The 19,748-nt window shown below is 64.7% G+C and carries 20 protein-coding genes; 11 read left to right on the top strand and 9 right to left on the bottom strand.

All coding sequences use genetic code 11. The features are described from left to right. Nucleotides 1-18: 18 nt before the first annotated feature. The 3 genes from VFV96_11315 to VFV96_11305 form a co-directional block, all read right to left on the bottom strand. A complete protein-coding gene (locus VFV96_11315; protein HEU5070984.1) occupies nucleotides 19-2,376 on the bottom strand; it encodes a nitric-oxide reductase large subunit in 2,358 nt (785 codons plus the stop codon). 152 nt (nucleotides 2,377-2,528) lie between these two features. Beyond that, nucleotides 2,529-3,248, bottom strand: coding sequence for a Crp/Fnr family transcriptional regulator (locus VFV96_11310; GenBank protein HEU5070983.1), 720 nt, complete (start codon nucleotides 3,246-3,248; stop codon nucleotides 2,529-2,531). A gap of 11 nt (nucleotides 3,249-3,259) precedes the next feature. Then, complete coding sequence (locus VFV96_11305) at nucleotides 3,260-3,505, bottom strand: DUF2249 domain-containing protein (protein HEU5070982.1); 246 nt, start codon at nucleotides 3,503-3,505, stop codon at nucleotides 3,260-3,262. Nucleotides 3,506-3,791: 286 nt separating this feature from the next. Here VFV96_11305 and VFV96_11300 point away from each other — a divergent pair, with 286 nt between their 5' ends. Further along, the gene (locus tag VFV96_11300; protein HEU5070981.1) at nucleotides 3,792-4,220 is read left to right on the top strand and encodes a hypothetical protein; all 429 of its coding nucleotides are present in this window, start codon (nucleotides 3,792-3,794) and stop codon (nucleotides 4,218-4,220) included. Between the two features lie 171 nt (nucleotides 4,221-4,391). Here VFV96_11300 and VFV96_11295 read toward each other — a convergent pair whose 3' ends face one another. Genes VFV96_11295 through VFV96_11275 form a run of 5 tightly spaced genes read right to left on the bottom strand, consistent with a single transcriptional unit; the run spans nucleotide 4,392 to nucleotide 7,357 of the window. Next, nucleotides 4,392-4,709 carry a DUF2249 domain-containing protein gene (locus VFV96_11295; protein ID HEU5070980.1) on the bottom strand — a complete coding sequence of 106 codons (318 nt, stop codon included), beginning with the start codon at nucleotides 4,707-4,709 and terminating at the stop codon, nucleotides 4,392-4,394. 16 nt (nucleotides 4,710-4,725) lie between these two features. Continuing rightward, complete coding sequence (locus VFV96_11290; protein HEU5070979.1) at nucleotides 4,726-5,046, bottom strand: metal-sulfur cluster assembly factor; 321 nt, start codon at nucleotides 5,044-5,046, stop codon at nucleotides 4,726-4,728. After that, complete coding sequence (locus VFV96_11285) at nucleotides 5,043-6,440, bottom strand: hypothetical protein (protein HEU5070978.1); 1,398 nt, start codon at nucleotides 6,438-6,440, stop codon at nucleotides 5,043-5,045. Before VFV96_11285 ends, VFV96_11290 begins: the two co-directional genes overlap by 4 nt. 7 nt (nucleotides 6,441-6,447) lie before the next feature. Further along, entirely contained in the window at nucleotides 6,448-6,972 is a 525-nt protein-coding gene (locus tag VFV96_11280) for a DUF2249 domain-containing protein (protein ID HEU5070977.1), read from the bottom strand. 7 nt (nucleotides 6,973-6,979) lie between these two features. Continuing rightward, nucleotides 6,980-7,357 carry a cupin domain-containing protein gene (locus VFV96_11275; protein ID HEU5070976.1) on the bottom strand — a complete coding sequence of 126 codons (378 nt, stop codon included), beginning with the start codon at nucleotides 7,355-7,357 and terminating at the stop codon, nucleotides 6,980-6,982. A 128-nt stretch (nucleotides 7,358-7,485) separates the two neighbouring features. Between VFV96_11275 and VFV96_11270 the strand changes: the two genes are divergently transcribed. From VFV96_11270 to VFV96_11230, 9 genes are read left to right on the top strand one after another with little or no spacing between them, the layout of a single operon-like run. Continuing rightward, nucleotides 7,486-8,742 (top strand): c-type cytochrome, encoded by a 1,257-nt coding sequence (locus tag VFV96_11270; protein ID HEU5070975.1) that lies wholly within the window; start codon nucleotides 7,486-7,488, stop codon nucleotides 8,740-8,742. A gap of 20 nt (nucleotides 8,743-8,762) precedes the next feature. After that, nucleotides 8,763-10,595 (top strand): TAT-dependent nitrous-oxide reductase, encoded by a 1,833-nt coding sequence (locus VFV96_11265; GenBank protein ID HEU5070974.1) that lies wholly within the window; start codon nucleotides 8,763-8,765, stop codon nucleotides 10,593-10,595. Further along, nucleotides 10,588-11,307 carry a hypothetical protein gene (locus VFV96_11260; protein ID HEU5070973.1) on the top strand — a complete coding sequence of 240 codons (720 nt, stop codon included), beginning with the start codon at nucleotides 10,588-10,590 and terminating at the stop codon, nucleotides 11,305-11,307. The genes VFV96_11265 and VFV96_11260 overlap by 8 nt, the downstream gene beginning before the upstream one ends. Beyond that, a complete protein-coding gene (locus tag VFV96_11255; protein HEU5070972.1) occupies nucleotides 11,304-12,830 on the top strand; it encodes a hypothetical protein in 1,527 nt (508 codons plus the stop codon). The genes VFV96_11260 and VFV96_11255 overlap by 4 nt, the downstream gene beginning before the upstream one ends. Continuing rightward, nucleotides 12,830-14,218, top strand: a complete 1,389-nt coding sequence (gene nosD / locus VFV96_11250) for a nitrous oxide reductase family maturation protein NosD (protein ID HEU5070971.1) — start codon at nucleotides 12,830-12,832, stop codon at nucleotides 14,216-14,218. The genes VFV96_11255 and nosD overlap by 1 nt, the downstream gene beginning before the upstream one ends. Further along, nucleotides 14,215-14,943, top strand: a complete 729-nt coding sequence (locus tag VFV96_11245; GenBank protein ID HEU5070970.1) for an ABC transporter ATP-binding protein — start codon at nucleotides 14,215-14,217, stop codon at nucleotides 14,941-14,943. Before nosD ends, VFV96_11245 begins: the two co-directional genes overlap by 4 nt. Further along, on the top strand, nucleotides 14,943-15,944 hold the full coding sequence (locus VFV96_11240; GenBank protein ID HEU5070969.1) for an ABC transporter permease: 1,002 nt from the start codon (nucleotides 14,943-14,945) through the stop codon (nucleotides 15,942-15,944). The genes VFV96_11245 and VFV96_11240 overlap by 1 nt, the downstream gene beginning before the upstream one ends. Before the next feature lie 7 nt (nucleotides 15,945-15,951). Next, a complete protein-coding gene (locus VFV96_11235; GenBank protein ID HEU5070968.1) occupies nucleotides 15,952-16,878 on the top strand; it encodes an SCO family protein in 927 nt (308 codons plus the stop codon). Beyond that, on the top strand, nucleotides 16,875-17,321 hold the full coding sequence (locus VFV96_11230) for a putative zinc-binding protein (protein HEU5070967.1): 447 nt from the start codon (nucleotides 16,875-16,877) through the stop codon (nucleotides 17,319-17,321). The genes VFV96_11235 and VFV96_11230 overlap by 4 nt, the downstream gene beginning before the upstream one ends. Nucleotides 17,322-17,415: 94 nt before the next feature. On the opposite strand, the gene VFV96_11225 is transcribed toward VFV96_11230, so the two are convergent. Beyond that, nucleotides 17,416-19,203, bottom strand: coding sequence for a chloride channel protein (locus tag VFV96_11225; GenBank protein ID HEU5070966.1), 1,788 nt, complete (start codon nucleotides 19,201-19,203; stop codon nucleotides 17,416-17,418). 107 nt (nucleotides 19,204-19,310) lie between these two features. Between VFV96_11225 and VFV96_11220 the strand changes: the two genes are divergently transcribed. Then, a complete protein-coding gene (locus tag VFV96_11220) occupies nucleotides 19,311-19,730 on the top strand; it encodes a MarR family transcriptional regulator (protein HEU5070965.1) in 420 nt (139 codons plus the stop codon). Nucleotides 19,731-19,748: the final 18 nt, after the last annotated feature.

Genomic DNA, 19,748 nt, shown 5'->3' with positions numbered 1-19,748 from the left:
GGCCCCCGGCCGGTGGGGTTACGGTTGGGGAGCGGCCTTGCGGGCGGCGACTTCGATGACTTGTTGTTCCTCGCTTTGATCGGCGTAGGACCAGCCGGTTTTCAGGCCCAGCACAAACCAGCCGATGCCCATGGCGCCGAGCGCGAAGATGGTGTCGCCAATCACCCGCAGCCAGCGCAGGTTTTGCAGCAGCGGCTGTTGGAGGAATTCCGCCGAGCGGGCATACCACATGCCGTGCTCGACGCTCGCCCAGGTTTGCAGCAGTCCGACGGGCAGCAGACTTACGACCACCATCAGCGCCAAGCCGACGTTCAACGACCAGAAGCTGAAGGCCAGCGTGCGGGACTTCCAGTGGTTCTGGCGCGTGAGCCCCCGCAGGCAGAAGAGCATCAGCCCGATGCCGAGCATGCCGTAAACGCCGAACAATGCGGCATGGCCGTGCACCGGCGTGGTGTTCAAGCCCTGCATGTAGTAGAGCGCAATGGGCGGATTGATGAGGAAGCCAAACAGGCCCGCGCCGACGAGGTTCCAGAACGCCACGGCCACGAAGAACAGAATCGGCCAGCGATACGCCGCGACCCACGGCCGGGCGCGCGACAACGTCAGGTTCTCGTAGGCTTCAAAGCCGATCAGCACGAGTGGCACGATTTCCAGCGCGCTGAACGACGCCCCCAGCGCCAGCACGCCCGTCGGCGTGCCGCTGAAATACAGGTGATGCATCGTGCCCAGGATGCCGCCCGCCAGGAAGATGATCGTGGAAAAGATCACGGCGGAGGTGGCGCTGGCAATTTTCAAGAGGCCCATGCGGGTGAACAGAAACGCGATGACCACCGTGGCGAAGACCTCAAAGAAGCCCTCCACCCAGAGGTGCACCACCCACCAGCGCCAGTATTCGGCCATCGCGAGATGCGTTTGCCGGCCCCACATCAAACCGGCGCCGTAGAACATGCCGATGGCGGCCGAAGCGATGATGAACAACGCGAGCAAGTGCCGGTTCGGGCCGGGATTGCGGACGGCCGGCCACAACGCGCGGCCCATCAGGAACAGCCAGACAAACAGGCCGACGAACAGGAACAACTGCCAGAACCGGCCGAGGTCCACGTATTCATAGCCCTGGTGGCCGAACCAGAAATTGGTGACGTAGCCAAGCTTCTGCTGCACGCCGAGCCATTCGCCCGCGAGCGAGCCCACCACGATCACGAGCAGGCACGTGAACAGGAAGTTGATGCCGAAGCGCTGGCCTTTGGGTTCGTAGCCGGAAACGGCCGGCGCCACGAACAGTCCCGTGGCCAGCCACGCGGTGGCGATCCAAAAGATGCCCAGTTGCGTGTGCCACGTGCGGGCCACCGAGTAGGGCAGCCACTTGCTCAGTGGAATGCCGAAGAATCCGTCGCCTTCGACGCCGTAGTGCGCCGTCACCGCGCCCAGCCCGATTTGCACCACAATCAGCGCCGCCACGACCCAGAAATATTTCAATGTTGCCTTCATCGAAGGCGTGGCCTTGAGCGCCAGCAGCGGATCGCGTTCCGGCAGTTCATCCGCTTCGTCCGCCTCCTCCGCCTCCGCCCGATGCCGTTGGACGGCGAAATACCAGACGAGGGTTCCCACTCCGGCCAGCAGGATGACGAAGCTCGCGACCGACCACAGGATGATGGAGCTGGTCGGGCGGTTGTCGATGAGCGGCTCCGGCGGCCAGTTCTGTGTATAGGTGATTTGCGTGCCCGGCCGGTCCGTGCCGCAGGCCCACGAGGTCCAGAAGAAAAAGGCCGTCAGCAGGTGGCGGCGTTCCGGCGTTTTCACGCTGTCTGCGGGAATGGCATAGCTGCGGCGCAAATCTTTCAGGCTCGCATCGTCGCCGAACAGGGCCGTGTAGTGCTGGCTCACGGCGCCAATGGCGGCGGCCCGCGTGGTGGAAACCACCAGATCACCCGTCTTGGGGTCGTAGGTGTTCACGCGAATCTCGTGCTTCAAACGTTCGCGCAAGGCCGCCTGGGTTTCGGCGGGCAACTGCGCATAACGGTCCGTGCCCGTTTCCCGGGCCCAGTTGTCCAGCAGCCAGGTGGCTTCGCGGTGCAGCCAGTCCGCGGACCAGTCGGGCGCCACATACGCACCGTGGCCCCAGATGCTGCCGACTTCCTCACCGCCAATCGACTGCCAGACGTTCTGGCCATCCTTGATGTCCTGGGCCGTGAACAGCACCTGGCCGTCCGGTGTCACCACGCGTTTGGGAATGGGCGGTGCCTGCCGGTAAATCTCTCCGCCGTAATAGCCAAGCACGAGGAAGGACAGGCCAAGCACGAGCCCCAGGCTGATCCACAGGCGGCGATACGAGCGGGGTTTGGTATTCGGGTTTCGTTTTTCAGTTTCGTTCTTCATGGTTGCACGCCTTGTTCAAAGGCTTAATGACAACCTATCGGGAAAGCAGGGAAACTGATTTGATGAAGGTCAAACTTTCGCGAAACCGCGTCCCTTGCGGAAGCCGGGGCGGCGGCGGGCGAAGGGGAAGAGGCCGGGTGGCAACGGCGGGCTCAGCCGCCGAGGTTGTGTTGCAGGAGGGCTTGCAGGCGGGCGGGCGACAGGACGGTGAAGGTCTTGCCTTTCACCTGCACCAGCTTTTGCTCGCGAAATTTGGCCAGCGTGCGCGAAAACGTTTCGCTGACGGTGCCCAGCTCCGCGGCCAGCACGCGTTTGGTGCCGGACAATTCGATGCGCACCGGCTGTTCGCTTTGTGGATTGGGGCAGCGTTTTACCAGCCAGTTGGCGAGCCGGGTTTCCACGTCCTTCATGGTCAGGTCTTCGAGCTGACCCACCAGCACGCGCAGGTGGCTGCTCATCGAACCCAGCATCCGCAAGGCCAGTTCCGGCTTGTGCCGCAGCAGGGCGAGAATGCCATCCTTGCGCACGAGCAACACCTGCGTCGGCTCCAGCGCCCGGGCGTCCGCCGGATAGCCCGTTTCGCTGGCCAGCGCCACTTCGGCGAAGGATTCGCCCGTGCGGAAGACGTGGATGACCTGCTCCTTCCCGGCGGCGTTGACGCGGTGGACGTTGATCGAGCCGCGTTGGATGACGTAGAAGCCGATGGCGGGGCTGCCTTCGCGGAAAAGGTATTCATCCTTTTCCAGCGCCTTGATCACGGTGGCGGCGGCGATGCTCTCCAAATCCTCGGGCGGCAATCCCATGAAGAGCTGGCAGCCGCGCAGCGTGCCGATGATGCCGATCTGTTTGAACTGCGAAGGGATCGAACTCATGCCGCTCCAGTTCACTCCGCTTCCGGCCAAAAGTAAACCGCCCAATCCGCGCCCGCGCCACGTTCCACCCGCGAGGCGAAGCCCTCGCCGCCGAGCCGTTCGATCAGGGGCGAAGGCAGAAACGGGGCAATGACGATCAGCCCCTGGCCGGGTTTCAGCTTCTTCACGCGCTGATAAATTTCAGGGAAGGGTTCGATGCCCTGCCGGATCAAATCCCGGACGTCGAAGCGTTTGAACTGGTTCAAGGGTGGCATCATGATGGTTCCGCCGCGGCGCTTGCGGCGCGGTAATGTGGCGCAAAGCGGGTCAAAGCGCGAGTGCCGACTCTGTGGGAACGGCGGTTCCTCTGCGGGGTGCTGGCCGGAACAATTTGAGGAGCACGTCGAGTGCATCTGCTCCAAGTAAACCTCGGTGGATGGAGTGTGGCTTGCGAATCCTTGTTGCGAGCTGTGAATTGACCTGTGTCGGTTTTAGCGTGCTTCAAGCATTTTTGATTTCCGCCTTGTGGTCTTGCCAAAACGGTGTTTTTCATGTGCACCTCCCATGAAAATACTCCGGCACAGTTTGGTTGGCGCCGTTTGCGGCTTGCTGGTCTGGGGCTTTGTTACGCGGGTGCTTATGAGCACCTGTGGCTCTAAAACTTGTCGTGGCACCTACTCCGACGCCTGTCGGCAGAATCTCAAAGACTTTTTGGCCAAGCATGCCTTCAGGTCCGTTCCACAGGCGGCAGCCACTGATGCCAGTCCCGTGCGCGAAATGTTTCAGGGGTCCTACCGCGGCTCCCGTCCCTTCACCGTGACAATATTGAAATACACCGAAGACAAGTCCGGCATTCGGGTGGCCGTCGATTATGAATTCCGCGGCTGGGCCCGCAGCGTGCATGCCTCCGTCGCCAAGGTTGACGAGTTTTCAGACGCTCTCTTTCAGATGCTCCAAGATTGCCAGATGCAAAGCCTCAAGGGTCACTCCTAAAATTGGCCGCGGAGGCAGGTGCGCTGTGCAATTATCACGAGCATTAGCCCCGGCCCCAAAGCAACCACCATTTTCCGCAACTCACCTATGCGCGGTGACCAGCAGCCGTGAGGACGCGTTCGACGCAGTCCTCACGGCATGCTGTTAATTCGCGACTTGCCGATGAGAACTTCAGTGCCCGCCGCAGCTGCTGGGTGTGGTGGTGGCCGTCCCGGCGGCCTCTTTGAGCCTGGTGATTTTCACGCGGAATTCTTCGGGGCCTTTTACCAGATGTTCCCACGTGAACTGTCCCGGCCATTGCGCCGCGAACTGGTAATACAGCGGCACCGGGTCGTGATCGTTCAGCAGGATGAAGTGGTCGCCCACGGGCAGCTCCTGCCAGGTGCGGAGAATCAGGCCGTGCTTGATGGAGCAGGGGATGGGCCGCACGTCCATCACTTTGTCGGCGTCGATCAGGTTTTCGATTTGTGTCATGGTGTTTGTGTTCATTGGATTTGTGTTGCGGTTAAAAGCTGCCGGCGCCCGTGGCGGCGCGTCCGGCGTCGGTCATCATCGAAGGGTGCCACGGCGGATCCCAAACCACCTCCACCCCGGCGTCGTCCACGCCTTCGAGGCTGAGCAGCGCGCACTTCACGCCCCAGCTCAGGCTCTCGTGCATCGGACAGCCGGGCGTGGTGAGCGTCATGACCACGGTCACCTTGGGACCTTCGATGCGGACGCTATAAATCAGGCCCAGGTCCACGAGGTTGCAGCCGAGTTCCGGGTCGATGACCTGTTTCAAGGCCTGGTAAACGACGGCTTCAGTAACGGGAGTTTCGGTGATCATGCGGGTTTTGGGAGGGGTTGCGTCGCCAGCGCAAACGGCTTCACGCGCGGTTTGAAAAAGTGGGAGAGCATCACGGCCACGTTCGCCAGCAACGTGAGCACGCCAAAAGCCAGCAGGCTGCCGCCCACGCGCACCGCCGGCTCGCTGGCGGCGACAATGGCGCCCACCGTGACGAGCAGGCCGGCCAGATAACTCCAGTAACCCGCCGCCTGCAGCCGGGCGGAATACAAGTCCGCCAGCGCCGGCACCTGGGCGCGACCAACCTGCCGGCTGTAACGCCCGAACCAGACGAGGAACGGGATGATCTTGTAGAGCATGCCCATGATGGCGAGCGTGACCACGCCCAGCAGGCCGAGAAAGCCATACGCGTTTTCCAACTGCCCCGTCTGCGCATTCAACGGCAGGCCCGGCCAGGACAGCACGATGGCCAGCGCGGCGAGCGGTCCCAACAACGCCACAGCGGTCAGGAAATACTTCAGTCCCCAGTCCAGCGTCCGCCGTTTGCGGGCGCGCAGGATGGCGGCCAGCTCCCAGCCGTAGAGGCCCAGCGCCGCAATGACCAGCAACGCGCTCAGCAGCTTCCACGGACTGCGCAGCAGAATCGTCACGAAGGCGCCGGCCAGGCCGAGGTTCAGCAGCGCGACGCTCAACGCGGCCCGACGCGGTCGCTGCACTTCGCTGAGCGTGAACATCGGAATCAATTTGTAGGACACCCCGACGATGAGCATCGTGAAACAGCCCACCCCGCCGAGGTGCGCATGCGCGTGCATCGCGCTGATGGGGTCGAAGTGCACGACGCCGCGCGCCAACGCCTGCAATGCGCGCAGCAACGGGCCCGGCGTCGCGTTGCCGGCTTCGGAGGCGAACACGCACTTTGCCGTGGCCAGCGACAAACCCGCGAGAATCGTCAGCGAAATCCACATTAGGGCGGCGGCGACGGCGGTGGCGGTCACGTTCCACTTCGGCACCCGGCGCAACGTGCGGCCGAGGTTATACACGAACAGGCCCACGCCGGTGGCGAGCACCGCGCCGAAGTGACCTACGTGCGTCATGTTCCACTGGCGGAACATCCACACCATGCCGGTAAAACCGACGACGTGAAAAGCGAACTGCACCCACGCCAGCCGTTCGCTGTGGAGCTTGGTTTCCAGCGCGACCGGCACCAGTTGATACATCGCGCCCATGATGATGGTGCAAATCCAGCCCAGCACAAACAGGTGCGTCGCGGCGATGACGTGCTGGTTGTAGTGATACGTCGCCAGCAGGGCGGGGCGTGCCACGATCCAGCCGGTGCCCGTGGCCAGCGCCAGGAGGCCGGTCAATACAAAGGCCAGCGGCAGCGCAATCGACGGCGCGTTGGCACCGAAGGGGACGGGGGCGGCGGGCTTGTTCATGCGGGGTTCAGCGACGGCAAATCTGCGTGATGAAACTGCCGTCCGATTGTGCCGCGCTTGTGCCGGTGAACCCGCGCTCTTCGAGCTGGGCGTAGAGATGCATCGGCCGGCGATCCGTGCGGGCGTTCAATGTGGCGCCGTCGGGCAGGGTGGCCAGCGCCTCCAGAATCTTCACGAGCGGCTGTGGCGGTTCGAGCCCGCGGGCGTCCACTTCCAGCACGTCTGCGTCGGCTTTGAGGGCCGCACGTTCGGGGCAGGGTGGCGGTGTTGCGGCCGGTGGCGCACTCGCGGCCGGGCCGGCTTGCCGCGTGAACAACACTTCCCAGTCCCCGTTGGCCACAGACTGTGAACGGTGCTGAAAACCCTGCCGGCCGAGCACGGCAAACAGCGGGGCCGGTTCAAACGGTGCAATCAGGAGCAGTTGTTCGTCGGCGTTCAGCGCGGCGACGGTGCTCATGATTTTCGAAAATGGTTCGCGGCCGCAGCGAATGTCTTCGCGGACGTCGAGCGTGACGGTTTTGGCGGTGTTCATGGGACGTTCAGGCAGGGATGGAGGATGCGGTGGCGGTCGCTGTGGCGGCCGGCCGTGACAACGTCAGCAACATGGAGAACTGTTGGGTCGCCCGGACGGCATGCGGCAGGCCCGGCGGCATGTTGACGACGTCGCCGGCTTTCAGCCGGTGCAGCTTGCCCGCGAGGGAGAATTCGCATTCGCCGGAAAGCACCTGCACGATGGCATGCTGGGTCGAGGTGTGTTCGGTCAATTCCTGCCCTTCGGCAAAGCCAAACAGCGTGACGCGCGAGCTGGCTGTGCGCAGCAGCGTGCGGCTGACGATGCCGTTGGGGGCGAACTGGGTTTCAGCAGGAAGAGAAATGATTCCCTCCTGTTCGGAATCAAGGAGCGGTCGTTCACTCATGCGCCCACCTTAAACGCCGGCCCGCGGACGCGCCTTGACGCGGGTCAAAACTCCGCCGCTTCGCAGGCTTTCCGGAATGTTTGACTTGCCTCAAGGAACGGCCCGGGCGCCCCGCGTAATCTGGCCGCATGAAGACAAGAATTTATTCGGGCTTGGCGGCGCTGACGGGAGTCGCGGTCATGGTTGCGGGCTGCAAACCCACGGCGTCGTCCGAGGCCACCCGCAACGCCGCGCCGACCGACCGGCCCGCCGCAACCGCGGCGCCGCACGCGGCCGCGACCTTCACGTTCTCCGATCTGCCGGTGCCGCCGAAGCCGGACATGACCCCGGAACTGGTCGCGCAGGGCCGGCAGGTTTATCTGCAAAACTGCGTCGCCTGCCACGGCGAGAAGGGCGATGGCAAGGGGCCGGCCGCCGGGTTCCTGCTGCCGCATCCGCGTGATTTCGTGGCGGCCAATTATCGCCTGCGCTCGACGCCCACGGGCAAGCTGCCCACGGATGTGGATTTGTTCCGCGCCGTTTCCCTCGGCCTGCCCGGCACGCCGATGCCGCCGTGGAAGGTGATGCTGGCGGACACCGACCGCTGGGCGCTGGTGGAATATCTCAAGACGCTTTCGCCGCGCTTTGCAAACACCAACGAGGACCGGCACACCATTGTGGACCTTGGCACGCCGCCGCCACGCACCGATGCCACGGTGGCCGAGGGGCGGGCGCTGTTCACCAAGCTGGCGTGCCTCACCTGCCACGGCGAAACCGGCCACGGTGACGGCACGTCCGCGGCGAGCCTGGTGGATGACAGTCACACCCGGATCAAGCCGCGCGATTTCACCAAGCCGGCGACGTTCAAGTCCGGTTATGCCACCAGGGAAATCGCCCGCACGATTCTGACCGGCTTCAACGGCACGCCGATGGTCGGATTTTACGGTGTCATTCCCGCGGCGGACGCGTGGAAGCTGGCCTACTACGTGGAGACGTTCGCCAGGCCGGCCGCGCCTGCGGCCATTGTGCGCGCGTCGCAGAATTTCCTCGAACGCGAACCGCTCGGTGCGCCCGACGTGCGCATCAAGCTCACCGAACGCGCCTGGCACTACGATCCGCCCACGATTCGCGTCAAGAAGGGACAGGTCGTTGAAATCACCTTCGAGCCCACGGACAACGGCCTGGGCGCCGGCCACGGGTTCGCCGTGAGCAGCTACGACGAGGTGGCCTTTCTGAACGGTGCCATGGTGGGTGCGCCCAAGACCGTGAAGTTTCGCGCCGACCGCGCGGGCCGGTTTACCTACTACTGTGCGACGCAGTGCTCGACCGAGAAATTGCATCCGCTCATGAACGGCACCTTGATCGTCGAGGACAACACGCCGAAACAGACCGCCTCCGCCCAATGACCTCCACCCGATTTAAAACGATGAAAACGCTTCCACTCTTCGTGCTCGCCGCCGGCGCGGTTCTGCTCGCCGGCTGCAATTCCGATTCCACCGCCAAAGCCGCCCGGCAGGCCGCGCAGAACAAGTCGGCCGCCGAGCAGGTGTATGTGCCGCCGGGCAAGCTGGACGATTATTACGCCATTTTGAGCGGCGGTCAGAGCGGCAGCGTGTTCGTGTTCGGCGTCCCTTCCTGCCGGTTCATCAAGGAGATTCCCATCTTCGAGCCGCGCGCCGGACTTGGCTACGCGAACAATCCCGGATCCGAAACTTACCAGCGGCTCGCGGCCACCGGACCGCTTTGGGGCGACACGCATCATCCCGTGTTGAGCCAGACGGACGGCCGCTATGATGGCCACTGGCTCTGGATCAACGACAAGGCCAACGACCGCGTCGCGAAAATCGATCTGCGCACCTTCGAGGTCGCGACCATCAAGCAGGTGCCGAACATTCAAGGCGCCCACGGCCTTGCGGCGTATTTGCCGTCCTGCAAATACGTTTTCGTCAACGGCGAACTGGAGACCGATCCGGCGAACAATTCCACCGACTCCGGCAAATATCGCTCCGCGATTTCGTTCCTCGATGCCCAGACGCTCGAGACCAGGTTTCAGGTCAGCTTTGTGGGCAATGCGGACATCGCCAGCTCCGGCAAGGACGGGCATTACGTGTTTTCGACGATGTATAACACCGAGAATGCCGTGTCGTCCGAGGGCATGATCGAGCGCGACCGCGACGCCGTCGCCGCGATTGACGTGCCGCTGGCGGAAAAGGCGCTGGCGGAAGGCAGGTTCACCAAGATCAACGGCGTGCCCGTCATCGAATCCGAAAAGGTGCCGGGCGTGCTGACGTTGATTCCGGTGCCGAAAAATCCGCACGGCTGCAACGTCACGCCCGACGGCAAATACGTCCTGGCCAGCGGCAAACTGTCGCCCACCGTCACGATCATCGATGCCAAAACCCTGAAGGTCATCGCCGAGCCCGAAGTGGGGCTGGGGCCGCTGCACACCACGTTTGACGGCCGCGGCAACGCCTACACCTCGCTCTTCGTCGATTCGCAGATTGTGAAGTGGAACATTGAAAAGGCGATTCAGGGCGCGCCCGATTACATCGTGGACCGCGTGGACGTTCACTACAACGTGGGCCACACGAAGGCGGCCGGCGGCGACACCAGTTATCCCAGTGGCGACTGGCTGATATCATTGAACAAACTCAGCAAGGGCATGTTCCTGCCGGTCGGTCCCGCCATGCCGGAATCCCAGGAACTGATCGACATTTCGGGCGAGAAGATGCGGCTGGTGCAGGCGTTCCCCTCGCTGCCCGAGCCGCACGACGCCGTGATGATTCCGCGGAAGGTGCTGGAGGATTACGTGGTGCAAACCTACGAGCCCCGGCCGGTCGCCGTGAAGCTCGGCGAGGAAAAGGTCGTCCGGAACGGCTCCAAGGTCGACGTGTATATGACCTGCATCCGGTCGAAGTTCATGCCGGAACAGTTCGAGGTGCACCAGGGCGACGAGGTGACGTTGCACCTGACAAACGTGGAGACGGTCCGCGACATGACGCACGGCTTCGCCCTCTCGCGCTACGGCATCAACGTGGCGGTGGACCCCGGCCAGACGACGGAGACGACCTTCGTCGCGAACAAGCTCGGCACCTATTGGTATTACTGCACGTGGTTCTGCTCGGCACTGCACCTCGAGATGCGCGGCCGGATGCTGGTCAAACCCGCGGGTGCCGAACTTAATGATGCCCTGGGCCCGGTGAGCCAGGTCGACAAGGTCGCGAGCGCCGCGGCCAAGGAGGCGTCGTCGTATGAGTGATGCAACACGGCAGGGGAATCATTCGCGCAGCGCCGGACGACGGATCGTTGGGCTGCTGTTCACGCTCACGGCGGCTGGTTTGCTGCTGGTGAGCCTCAAGTTCCCGCTCTGGCAGATGCGCCTGGAGGCACCGCAATATCGCGGTAAAGAAGCGCTTCATGTCGCCGTGCATCCGAATGCCCTGCGCGGCGATCTCAAGGAGCTGGCCGTGCTCAATCAATACATCGGCGTGCACATCCCGCCGACGTTGCCGCAGTTCAAGTGGCTGCCCGCCGTGCTGGTTGCCGGCGCCGTTTGCGGCGTGCTGGCCAGCCTGCTGCCGGGTGTGGTGCGTCGCCGGGCCCTGGCGGGCAGCGTGATCGCGCTGGTGGCTGCCCTGGCGCTGGCGGCCGGGCAGGCCCGGACGCAGATGTGCGCCATCGGCCACGAGCGCGATCCGAAGGCGGCCTTGGTGGGCGTGCAGGATTTCACGCCGCCGTTTCTCGGCACGGAAAAGATCGCGCAGTTCGAAGTGAGTTCACGCTTTGGCCTGGGCGCCTGGCTCATCGGTGCCGCGCTGGCCCTGCAACTGGGCGCGGCCGGTTTCGGCCGGCGGACCCGGCCGCAGGCGCTGCCCGCGAAAAGTGCGGACCGCCTGGTCCGCGCGAACCTTGAACACGCAAACACGCTGGCGGACCAGGCGGTCCGTGCGGCCGTCACCACCCGTTTATGAAAGCCACGCGCATTCTCTTTGTCTTCGGAGTCACACTGCTGCTTGCCGTTTTCGCGGTCGGCATTTACGTCGTGCCCAAGGTTCAGTCGGGCAGCCCGGCCACCGCACGGCAGAGCGATGCGTCCCGGGTTTCGCTTGCGGACGTGTTTGTGGACGCGACCTACGCGACGCCGGAGTTTGTGAAGCGCGTGAAGCTGGAGCCGTATCTCCAGAAGTGGGAGGGCCGGGCGCAGCCGTTCCTGATCGGCATCAACACGCACGTCGGCACGATTGCCGACCTCGACCTGCGCGGCAAGGTGCTGCTCGAGGACAGCCACGGCGACCGCTATCCGTCGTTGGGCACACCGGTGGTGTTGAGCGAGCATCACAACATGTATCTGCTCGTGTTCCCGCTCGTGGACAACACGGGCCAGGCCATTTTCGCGCCGTCCCGCGGCCATTTCCGCCTGTTGGTGGACGGCGTCGGCAAGACGCCCGAGCGGGTGTTTGAATGGAAACTGCCCGTGATCGAACCCACCCCCGCGCGGACGCTGGCCAGCACGCTCATGCTCGCGCTCGGTGTCATTGGCGCGTTGATGGTCATCCTCAGCCCGTGCGCGATTGAACTGACCACGTATTACACCGGCATCATCGCGGGCGTGGTCAGCTCGGCGGCGCTCGCCGAACGCGGCACGCGGCTGCCTGTGGCGGTGCGGGCCCGAATTCTGCGCAACCTCGCGGCGTTCGTGGCGGGCTTCACGGTGCTTTACATGGCCAGCGGCGCCACCGTCGCGCTCATGGGCCAGCAACTGCTAGGGATGCAAACCAAACTGCAGGGCGGCGCCAAACTTGAAGAAGTGTTTTGCGGCCGGCCGCCGGCCACGGCGGGCGCGACCGGCGCCGACGAAGAAGTGCACGCGCCGCACGCCGGTCACGGCCTGTTTGGTCCGTGGGCGCGTTACGCCAACTGGGTGGGCGCCTCGTTCCTGGTGTTCTTCGCCTTGAAATCCGTGGGCGTGTTGAAGCGGGGCAGCCAGTGCTATGTCTGGCTGGGCCAACTGGGACGCAAATTCCGCCTCGGACTGGCGGCGGTGGTTGGCTGGGTTTCACCGCGGCGCGCCGCGATCATTCGCGCGCCGGGACAAAGCCTGCGCGAACCGGGCAACATCACCCCGCTGAATTCCTTCTGCGCCGGGCTTGGCCTGTCCGTGGGTTGTCTCACCTGCATGGGCGGCGCGATTTTGTATCCGCTGCTGATTTTTGTCGGCACCTCGACGTGGTATTGGGGGGCGCTGATTCTCGGCACGTATTCGCTGGCGCTGGCGGTGCCGATGGCGGCCATTGCGGTGGCCGTCGGCAACTGGACCTGGCAGTTCGTGCACCGGCCGTGGCTGACCCGCGGCCTGCAATGGGCCAGCGCGGTGGTGATGATTTCGGTCGCGGTGCTCGTCGCCTTCGACCATACCCGCGTCATCAACTCCGTTGTGTTCACCGTGCTCTCCGCACTCGGCGGCGATCCGGCCGGCGCGCTGGCCAAACTGTGATGCGAACCCTGACCCTCATTCTGGTGCTGACCGGCCTGGCTGGCGCGCGGCTGTGGTCGGAAACCCGGCCACCCTCCGCGGCCTGCGTGGTGCGCGCGACGACGACCGCCTCCTCCGCGGCCGTGCTCCAGGCGGCGATCGACCAGGCGGGCGCGGGCGACACGATTCTGGTCGAAGGTCCCGCGGTGTTTCACGGAAAGCTGACGCTGACCCGGTCCATTCGGCTCGTCGGCACCAATGCGCCCGTGCTCGATGGCGACGGCACGGGCACGGCCCTGACGATCACGGGATCACACGTAACGGTGACAGGTTTCACCGTCCGCCATTCCGGCCGCGATTTGACGGCGTTTGACTGCGGCATCCTGATGGCCGCGCCGGAAGCCGAGGTGCGCGGCTGCCGCATTGAGAACGATGCGTTTGGCATTTACGTGCGGGGCGTCAGCAATTGCGTGGTGGCGGCGAATGAAATTGTCGGGGACGCCCGCCTGCCATCGGCGCGCCGCGGCAACGGCATTCATTTGTGGAAGACGCGGGGCAACAGCATCACGGCGAACGTCATTCATGACAAGCGCGACGGCATCTATATGTCCTACGCCGATGACACGCTCATCGCCGACAACCGCGTTTGGGACACGCGTTTCGGCATTCACTACATGTATTCGCACCGGAACCGGCTGTTGACGAACACGCTGAGCCGGAACGCCGTGGGCGCGACGCTCATGTTCAGCCGGGACCTGCTGGTGGAAGGCAACGTGATGACGGCCAACCGGCGTCACGGCCTCGTGCTCAAGCAAATCGACACCTCGCGTTTCCTGCGGAACGTGGCGGCGGGCCAGAACCGCGGCTTTTTCGTCCAGCAGGCCAACCAGAACCGCTTTGTGGGAAATGTCATCGCCACGAACGACATCGGCCTCTACCTGAGCAACGGCTCCGAGCAGAACATTTTCGTCGCCAACGCCTTCATCCGGAACACCGATCAGGTCTGGCAGCCGCCGTTTGAAACGGAGCAGGGCCGGCGCGGACCAAACCAGTTTTCCGAGCGCGGCACGGGCAATTATTGGAGCGATTACACGGGCAGCGACCGGAATGGCGACGGCCTCGGCGACACGCCGTATCACGAGACGGATGTCTTCGGTTACCTCGTGGACCGGCATCCGCAGGCGCGCGTGCTGGCGCTGAGTCCGGCGTTGGGGTTGCTGCGCAAGGGCGAGGAACTCATGCCGCTGCTCGACACGACGGGCGTGACGGATTTGGCGCCGCTGATGCGGCCGGACCGGGTGCGCGTGGTGCCCCCCGCGAATCGCGGTCCATGGGCGCAGGCCGGCACAAACCCTTTCCCAATCTCAACCGCGCCGCTTTCGGCGCTCGCCGTAACGGGCAAACCATGAACGGCCGACTCGACATCTCCCGCCTGACGAAGTGCTACGGCGCGACGTGCGCCCTGGACGACGTGTCGCTGTCCGTCGAACGCGGCAGCGTGCTGGCCGTGCTCGGTCCCAACGGCGCGGGCAAATCCACGCTGTTCGGTTGCCTGCTGGGGCTGACGTTGCCGACGCACGGCACGATTCAGTGGCACGGACGTCTGCTCAGCGACGCCGATCGGGCGTGGTTCGGTTATGTCGCCGAGCGGGTTTCGCTTTATCCGCACCGCACCGTGGCGGACAACGCGGCGTTCTTTGGCCGGCTCAAAGGATTGACGGCTGCCGAGACCGACCGGCAACTGGCGCGCGTGGGCCTGCTCGCGGTGCGGCGGCGTCCGGTGCGCGAGTTGTCGAAAGGCATGTTGCAACGGCTCGGCCTGGCCATTGCCTTGTGCGGGCAGCCGGAGGTGCTGGTGCTCGATGAACCTTTCAACGGCCTCGATCCGGCGTTGCTCGACACGCTGCAAATGCTGTTGCGCGAGGAAAGCGAACGCGGCGCGACGTTGTTGATTTCCACGCACACGATGTCGGCGGTGGAACCGCTTGCCACGCACGTCGCGGTGCTGTTGCGCGGACGTCTGGCGGCGGCCGGCCCGCTCGGCGCGTTGCGCGCGGAGCACGGCGGCGAATCACTGGAGGCGATGTATCAACGCATCGCCCGCGAGCAGCAGCGGGAGGAGGTGTTCGCCTGATGAACGATTCCGCCCTGCCATTGCGCGTCAGCCCCGATGCCGTGGCCGCCGCAACATCCATGCGGGTGCCCGCCTGTTCGCGCGCGGGATTTGCCCAGCGCCGGCGCGCCGGCGCGCAGGTGGCGTTGCTGGCCACGAAGGAGTTTGGCGACCGGCTGCGCAGCGGCTGGGTGCTGGCGTGTGTGCTGGTGTGGCTCGGTGCGATTGGCCTGACGAGCTGCTTTGGCCTGCTCCAGATTGGCCGGATCGGCGTGCAAGGTTACGAGCGCACCGTGATCAGCCTGCTCAACCTGGTCCAGTATCTGGTGCCGTTGCTGGGCCTGCTGCTCGGGCATGACCTCATTGTCAGCGAAGCGGACGAACGCACCTTGCGGCTGACGCTGGCCAGCGGCGTGAGCCGGACGCGGCTGGTGCTGGGCAAATTTCTGGGCGGCTGCCTCACGCTCAGCGTGCCGCTCGTGCTCGGATTTGTCATCGCGGGCGTGGCCATTGGCCTCGCGGCGAAGGATCGCGGCTGCGGCCCGTTTCTGCGGCTGGCGTTTTCGGGTTTGGGGCTGGGCATCGTGTTTCTCGGCATCGGGTTGACGCTTTCCAGCTTCAGCCGCACACGCGTGCAGGCGCTGGTGCTCGCGCTGCTGGCATGGTGTGCGGCGGTCTTTGTGTTCGATCTGGTGGCGCTGGGCGTGCTGGTCTCCACCCAGGCCCCGGCGGCGACCCGGGAAATCGAAGTGGTCTGCGATGCCACGCATGTGAATGCCGCGGCGGATTTGCATTCCGCTTACGACGAGGTGCCCGATGCGGCGGCGCGCGCGGCGGCCGCCAGCCCGGCCCTGACCCTGGGCTGGCTGGCGCTCAATCCGGTTGATGTGTTCCGTGCCATGAACCTGCCGCAGCCAACCGGCGTGCGCGTGCCCCGGCTGTTGCCGTGGCTGACGACGGCGCTGTGGTTGACGGTGGCCCTGGGCGGCAGTTTGTGGCGATTGCGCCGGGCCGATTTGTGATTCGCCTATGAAAACGAAAGTAATCCTCGCTGGACTGGGGCTGTTGACCCTCGTGGCCGTGTCGTCCGTGCTGGCGCTGCGCCATCAGCAATCAACCACCGCGGTGATGAACGCGGGCGTGAAGACGTTTGTGGTGCGGGGGCAGGTGCGCAGCCTCGACCTGACCAACCGCACGGTGCGCATCACGCACGAGGCCATTCCGGATTACATGCCGGCCATGACGATGCCGTTTGAGGTGAAGGATGTCGCGGTCCTCAACGGGTTGGCGCCGGGGGACGAGGTGCAGTTTGAACTGGCCGTGACGGATGATGATTCCTGGATCGCACGCGTGCAAAAGCTGGGCAGTGCCGCGCCCGCGGAAGCCGCTGCGGTGGATGCTTCCGCCGCGACATTGGCCGACCGTGAAGCGGAACGCGTGCAAGTGGGCGAAACCGTGCCGGACTTCCAACTGGTGGATCAGGACGGGCGCGCCGTCCGGCTCAGCGATTATCGCGGTCGGGCGGTCGTGCTGACGTTCATTTACACGCGCTGCCCGCTGCCGAATTTTTGCCCGCTCATGTCGAAGCATTTTGCCGAATTGGAGCAGCGTCTGAACAAGGAGCTGCCGGGCCGTTATCACTTGTTGAGCATCAGCATGGATCCGGAGTTCGATACGCCGGCCGTGCTCAAGGAGTATGCGTCGCGCTACGAGGCCCGCACGGCGGACTGGACCTTTGCGACGGGCGACGCCGGGCAGATTGACACGGTGGCGCAACTGCTCGGGCTTTATTACGTCCGCGAAAATGGCCTGATCTCGCACGACCTGCGCACGGCGCTCATCGGGCCGGACGGGCGGCTGGTGCATTTGTGGAAGAGCAACGTGTGGACGCCTTACGAGGTGCAGCGCAGGGTGCGTGAAACGTTGACCGGAAGTCAGGAGGTGGCGGTGCGATGAATCCGACAAATCCTCCCGCGACTTCGCCGGCGTCCGCGCCGCAGCCCGCGCTGCCCGCGAAACCGATTGTCTATGCCTGCTCCGGATGTTCGGATGCGGGTGAACTGGCCGACCGCATCGCGCGGCAGTTGAGCCGCGAAGGCGGCGGCGAAATGTCCTGCCTGGCCGGCATCGGCGGGCGCGTGAAGCCGTTGTTGAACAAGGGTGAAAAGGCGCAACGCATTCTCGTCATCGACGGCTGCCCGCTGAATTGCGCCCGGAAGACGCTCGAACTCGCCGGCCTGAACACGTTCGCGCATTTGCAATTGCACGAAATCGGCCTGCGCAAAGGAAACTGTCCGCCGAACGACGAGCGCATTGCCGCCGGCGTGGCGGCGGCCCGGCGCGTTCTGGATGCGCCGGGCCCCGCGCCCGCGCCGGCCGCCGGGGCGGCGGTGGGTTGAATTACAACAAGGCGAGAATGCCAAGGCCGAAGGTGACCGCGACGGCGAATTTCAAGCAGAGCATCATAGGTTCGGTGGGTGTTGGGCTGAAGGTTTAACCGGGAATCAATGAATGAAGCATGCGGCTGCGCTCCCGCACCTCTTCCTCGTCATGCTGGCGCAGGCGGGCGGCGAGAATGCACGAGCGGCCGAGATAACCCACCGCGTGCTCGGGATGGTCGCGCTCCACGACGGGCAGCCGGCCGATGTTGTGACGCAACATCCGGCCCAGCGCGTCGCGCAGCAGTTCGTCGGGGTGGGCGACGACCAGTTCGCGTTTGCCCACGGCCAGCACGGTGGTCGCGCCCGTGGGGTCGGCTTGCAGCGCCCGCACGACATCGCCACGGGTGATGATGCCCGCCAGGCGATTTTGCGGGTCCACGATGAGCGTTCCCTGCCGGCGGGACACGGACGTGTCGCCCCGGGCGATCAAATCCGACAGCCGGGCGATGGTGAGATCGCAGTGAATGGTCGGCGGCGACGGGTCCATGACATCCGCCACGCGCATCAGTTCAAAGGTGTCGACGCTGTATTCACGGGCGATGTGCTGGCCGCGCCGCGCCAGTTTTTCGGTCAGGATGGAGCGGCGCAGGAGCAGAATCGCGACGCCGAAGGCGGCGGTGCAGCCGATCAGCAGCACGGGCAGGGTGTTCAGATCGTGCGACAGTTCCAGGGCAAAAATCATCCCGGTCAGCGGGGCGTTCATCATGCCGGCCATCATTGCCGCCATGCCCGCCAGCGCCCACAGGCGCGGGTCGCCCGCGGGCAGCCATTGCCCCAGCAACGCACCCACCGCGCCGCCAATGATGAGCAATGGCGCCAGCACGCCGCCGGAAGTGCCCGAGCCCAGCGCCACGGACCAGACAATGGCCTTGGCAATCAGCAGGCCAATCAGCGCCGCGCCCAGAATTTCCCCGCGCATCAATGCGTGAATCGTGTTGTAGCCCACGCCCAGCACACGCGGATCGATGACGCCGCCGATGCCAACGACAACGGCGCCCAGTGCCGGCCACCACATCCAGTGAATGGAAAAGCGTTCGAACAGGTCTTCACACGCATACACCAGCAAAGTCAGCAGCGTGGCCACCAGCCCCACGATGATGCCGACGCCGCCGGCCATCAGCAGGGTCGAGCCGCTCAGGCTGTCATGCGGCAACACGGGGAAAATGGGACCTTCCCCGAGCAGTGGCACCCGCAACGCCGCGGCCACGACAGCGGCGACCGCCACCGGCACGAAGCTGCGTGGCTTCCATTCGAACAGCAGAAGCTCCACCGCGAGCAGCACGGCCGCCACGGGGGTGGCGAACACGGCCGCCATGCCGCCCGCCGCACCTGCGGCCAGCAGGGTTTTGCGCTCCGCTGCCGACAGGTGAAAGAACTGCGCGAACAGCGAGCCAAAGGCGCCGCCGGTCATGATGATCGGCCCCTCCGCACCGAACGGGCCGCCCGTGCCGATTGAGATGGCCGACGAAATGGGCTTCAGGATGGCGACGCGTGCCTGGATCAAACTTTTCCCCATCAGGATGGCCTCAATCGCTTCAGGGATGCCGTGGCCCCGGATTTTTTCCGAGCCATAACGCGCCATGAGCCCGATTATCAGGGCGCCGGCGACCGGCACCAGCACCACCCACCAGCCAAGGTGATGGTCCTGGGGCAGGGTGGGCGCGATCGACCAGCGGTGAAAGAAGGCGAGGTTGGTGATCAGCGCAATCAGCCACAGCAACGCTTTGGCAACGAGGGCGCTGATGGCGCCGATGGGCACGGCGAAACCGGCGAGCAACAACATGCGCCGGTCCGCGCGGAAATCCGACAGCCGATCCGGCGTAGCTTGAGAATGAGTCATGATGATGGCCGGGAGCACCCGGACGCCGGAAAAATATATCGTAGTGCGATATAAAACAACTGGATTTTGGACGGCCCGGATGGTTTGCTCGTTTGCTCACCGAAGCCATGCCGACGAAACCGACCCACATTTCCAAGGCGGAATATGAAACGCTGGCCGCCCTGCGGTATGCGCTGCGCCAGTTCCTCCACTTCAGCGAAGCGGCGGCCGGCGGCGCCGGGCTGACGCCGCAACAACATCAGGCCTTGCTCGCCATCAAGGGCTTTCCCGGGCGCGACCGTGTGACCATCAGCGAATTCGCCGAACGGCTGCAGCTCCGGCATCACAGCGCCGTGGGGCTGGCGAACCGGCTCGTGTCCGCCCGTCTGGCGCGGCGCGAACCGGACACGCAGGATCGCCGGCGCGTTTATCTGGCCCTGACCGTGCGCGGTGAGGCATTGCTGGAGCAGCTCTCGGCAGCGCACCGGGAACAGTTGCACCGCGTCGGACCGCAACTGGCGGATTTGCTGGCGCGCTTGCGCGGGTGACCGCTTCCGCGATGAAAT

It is taken from the genome of Verrucomicrobiia bacterium, from assembly GCA_035765895.1.
Classification (GTDB): domain Bacteria; phylum Verrucomicrobiota; class Verrucomicrobiia; order Limisphaerales; family DSYF01; genus DSYF01.
The sequence above is the reverse complement of the archived record's forward strand: the minus strand, read 5'-3'. Positions and strand labels throughout refer to the sequence as shown.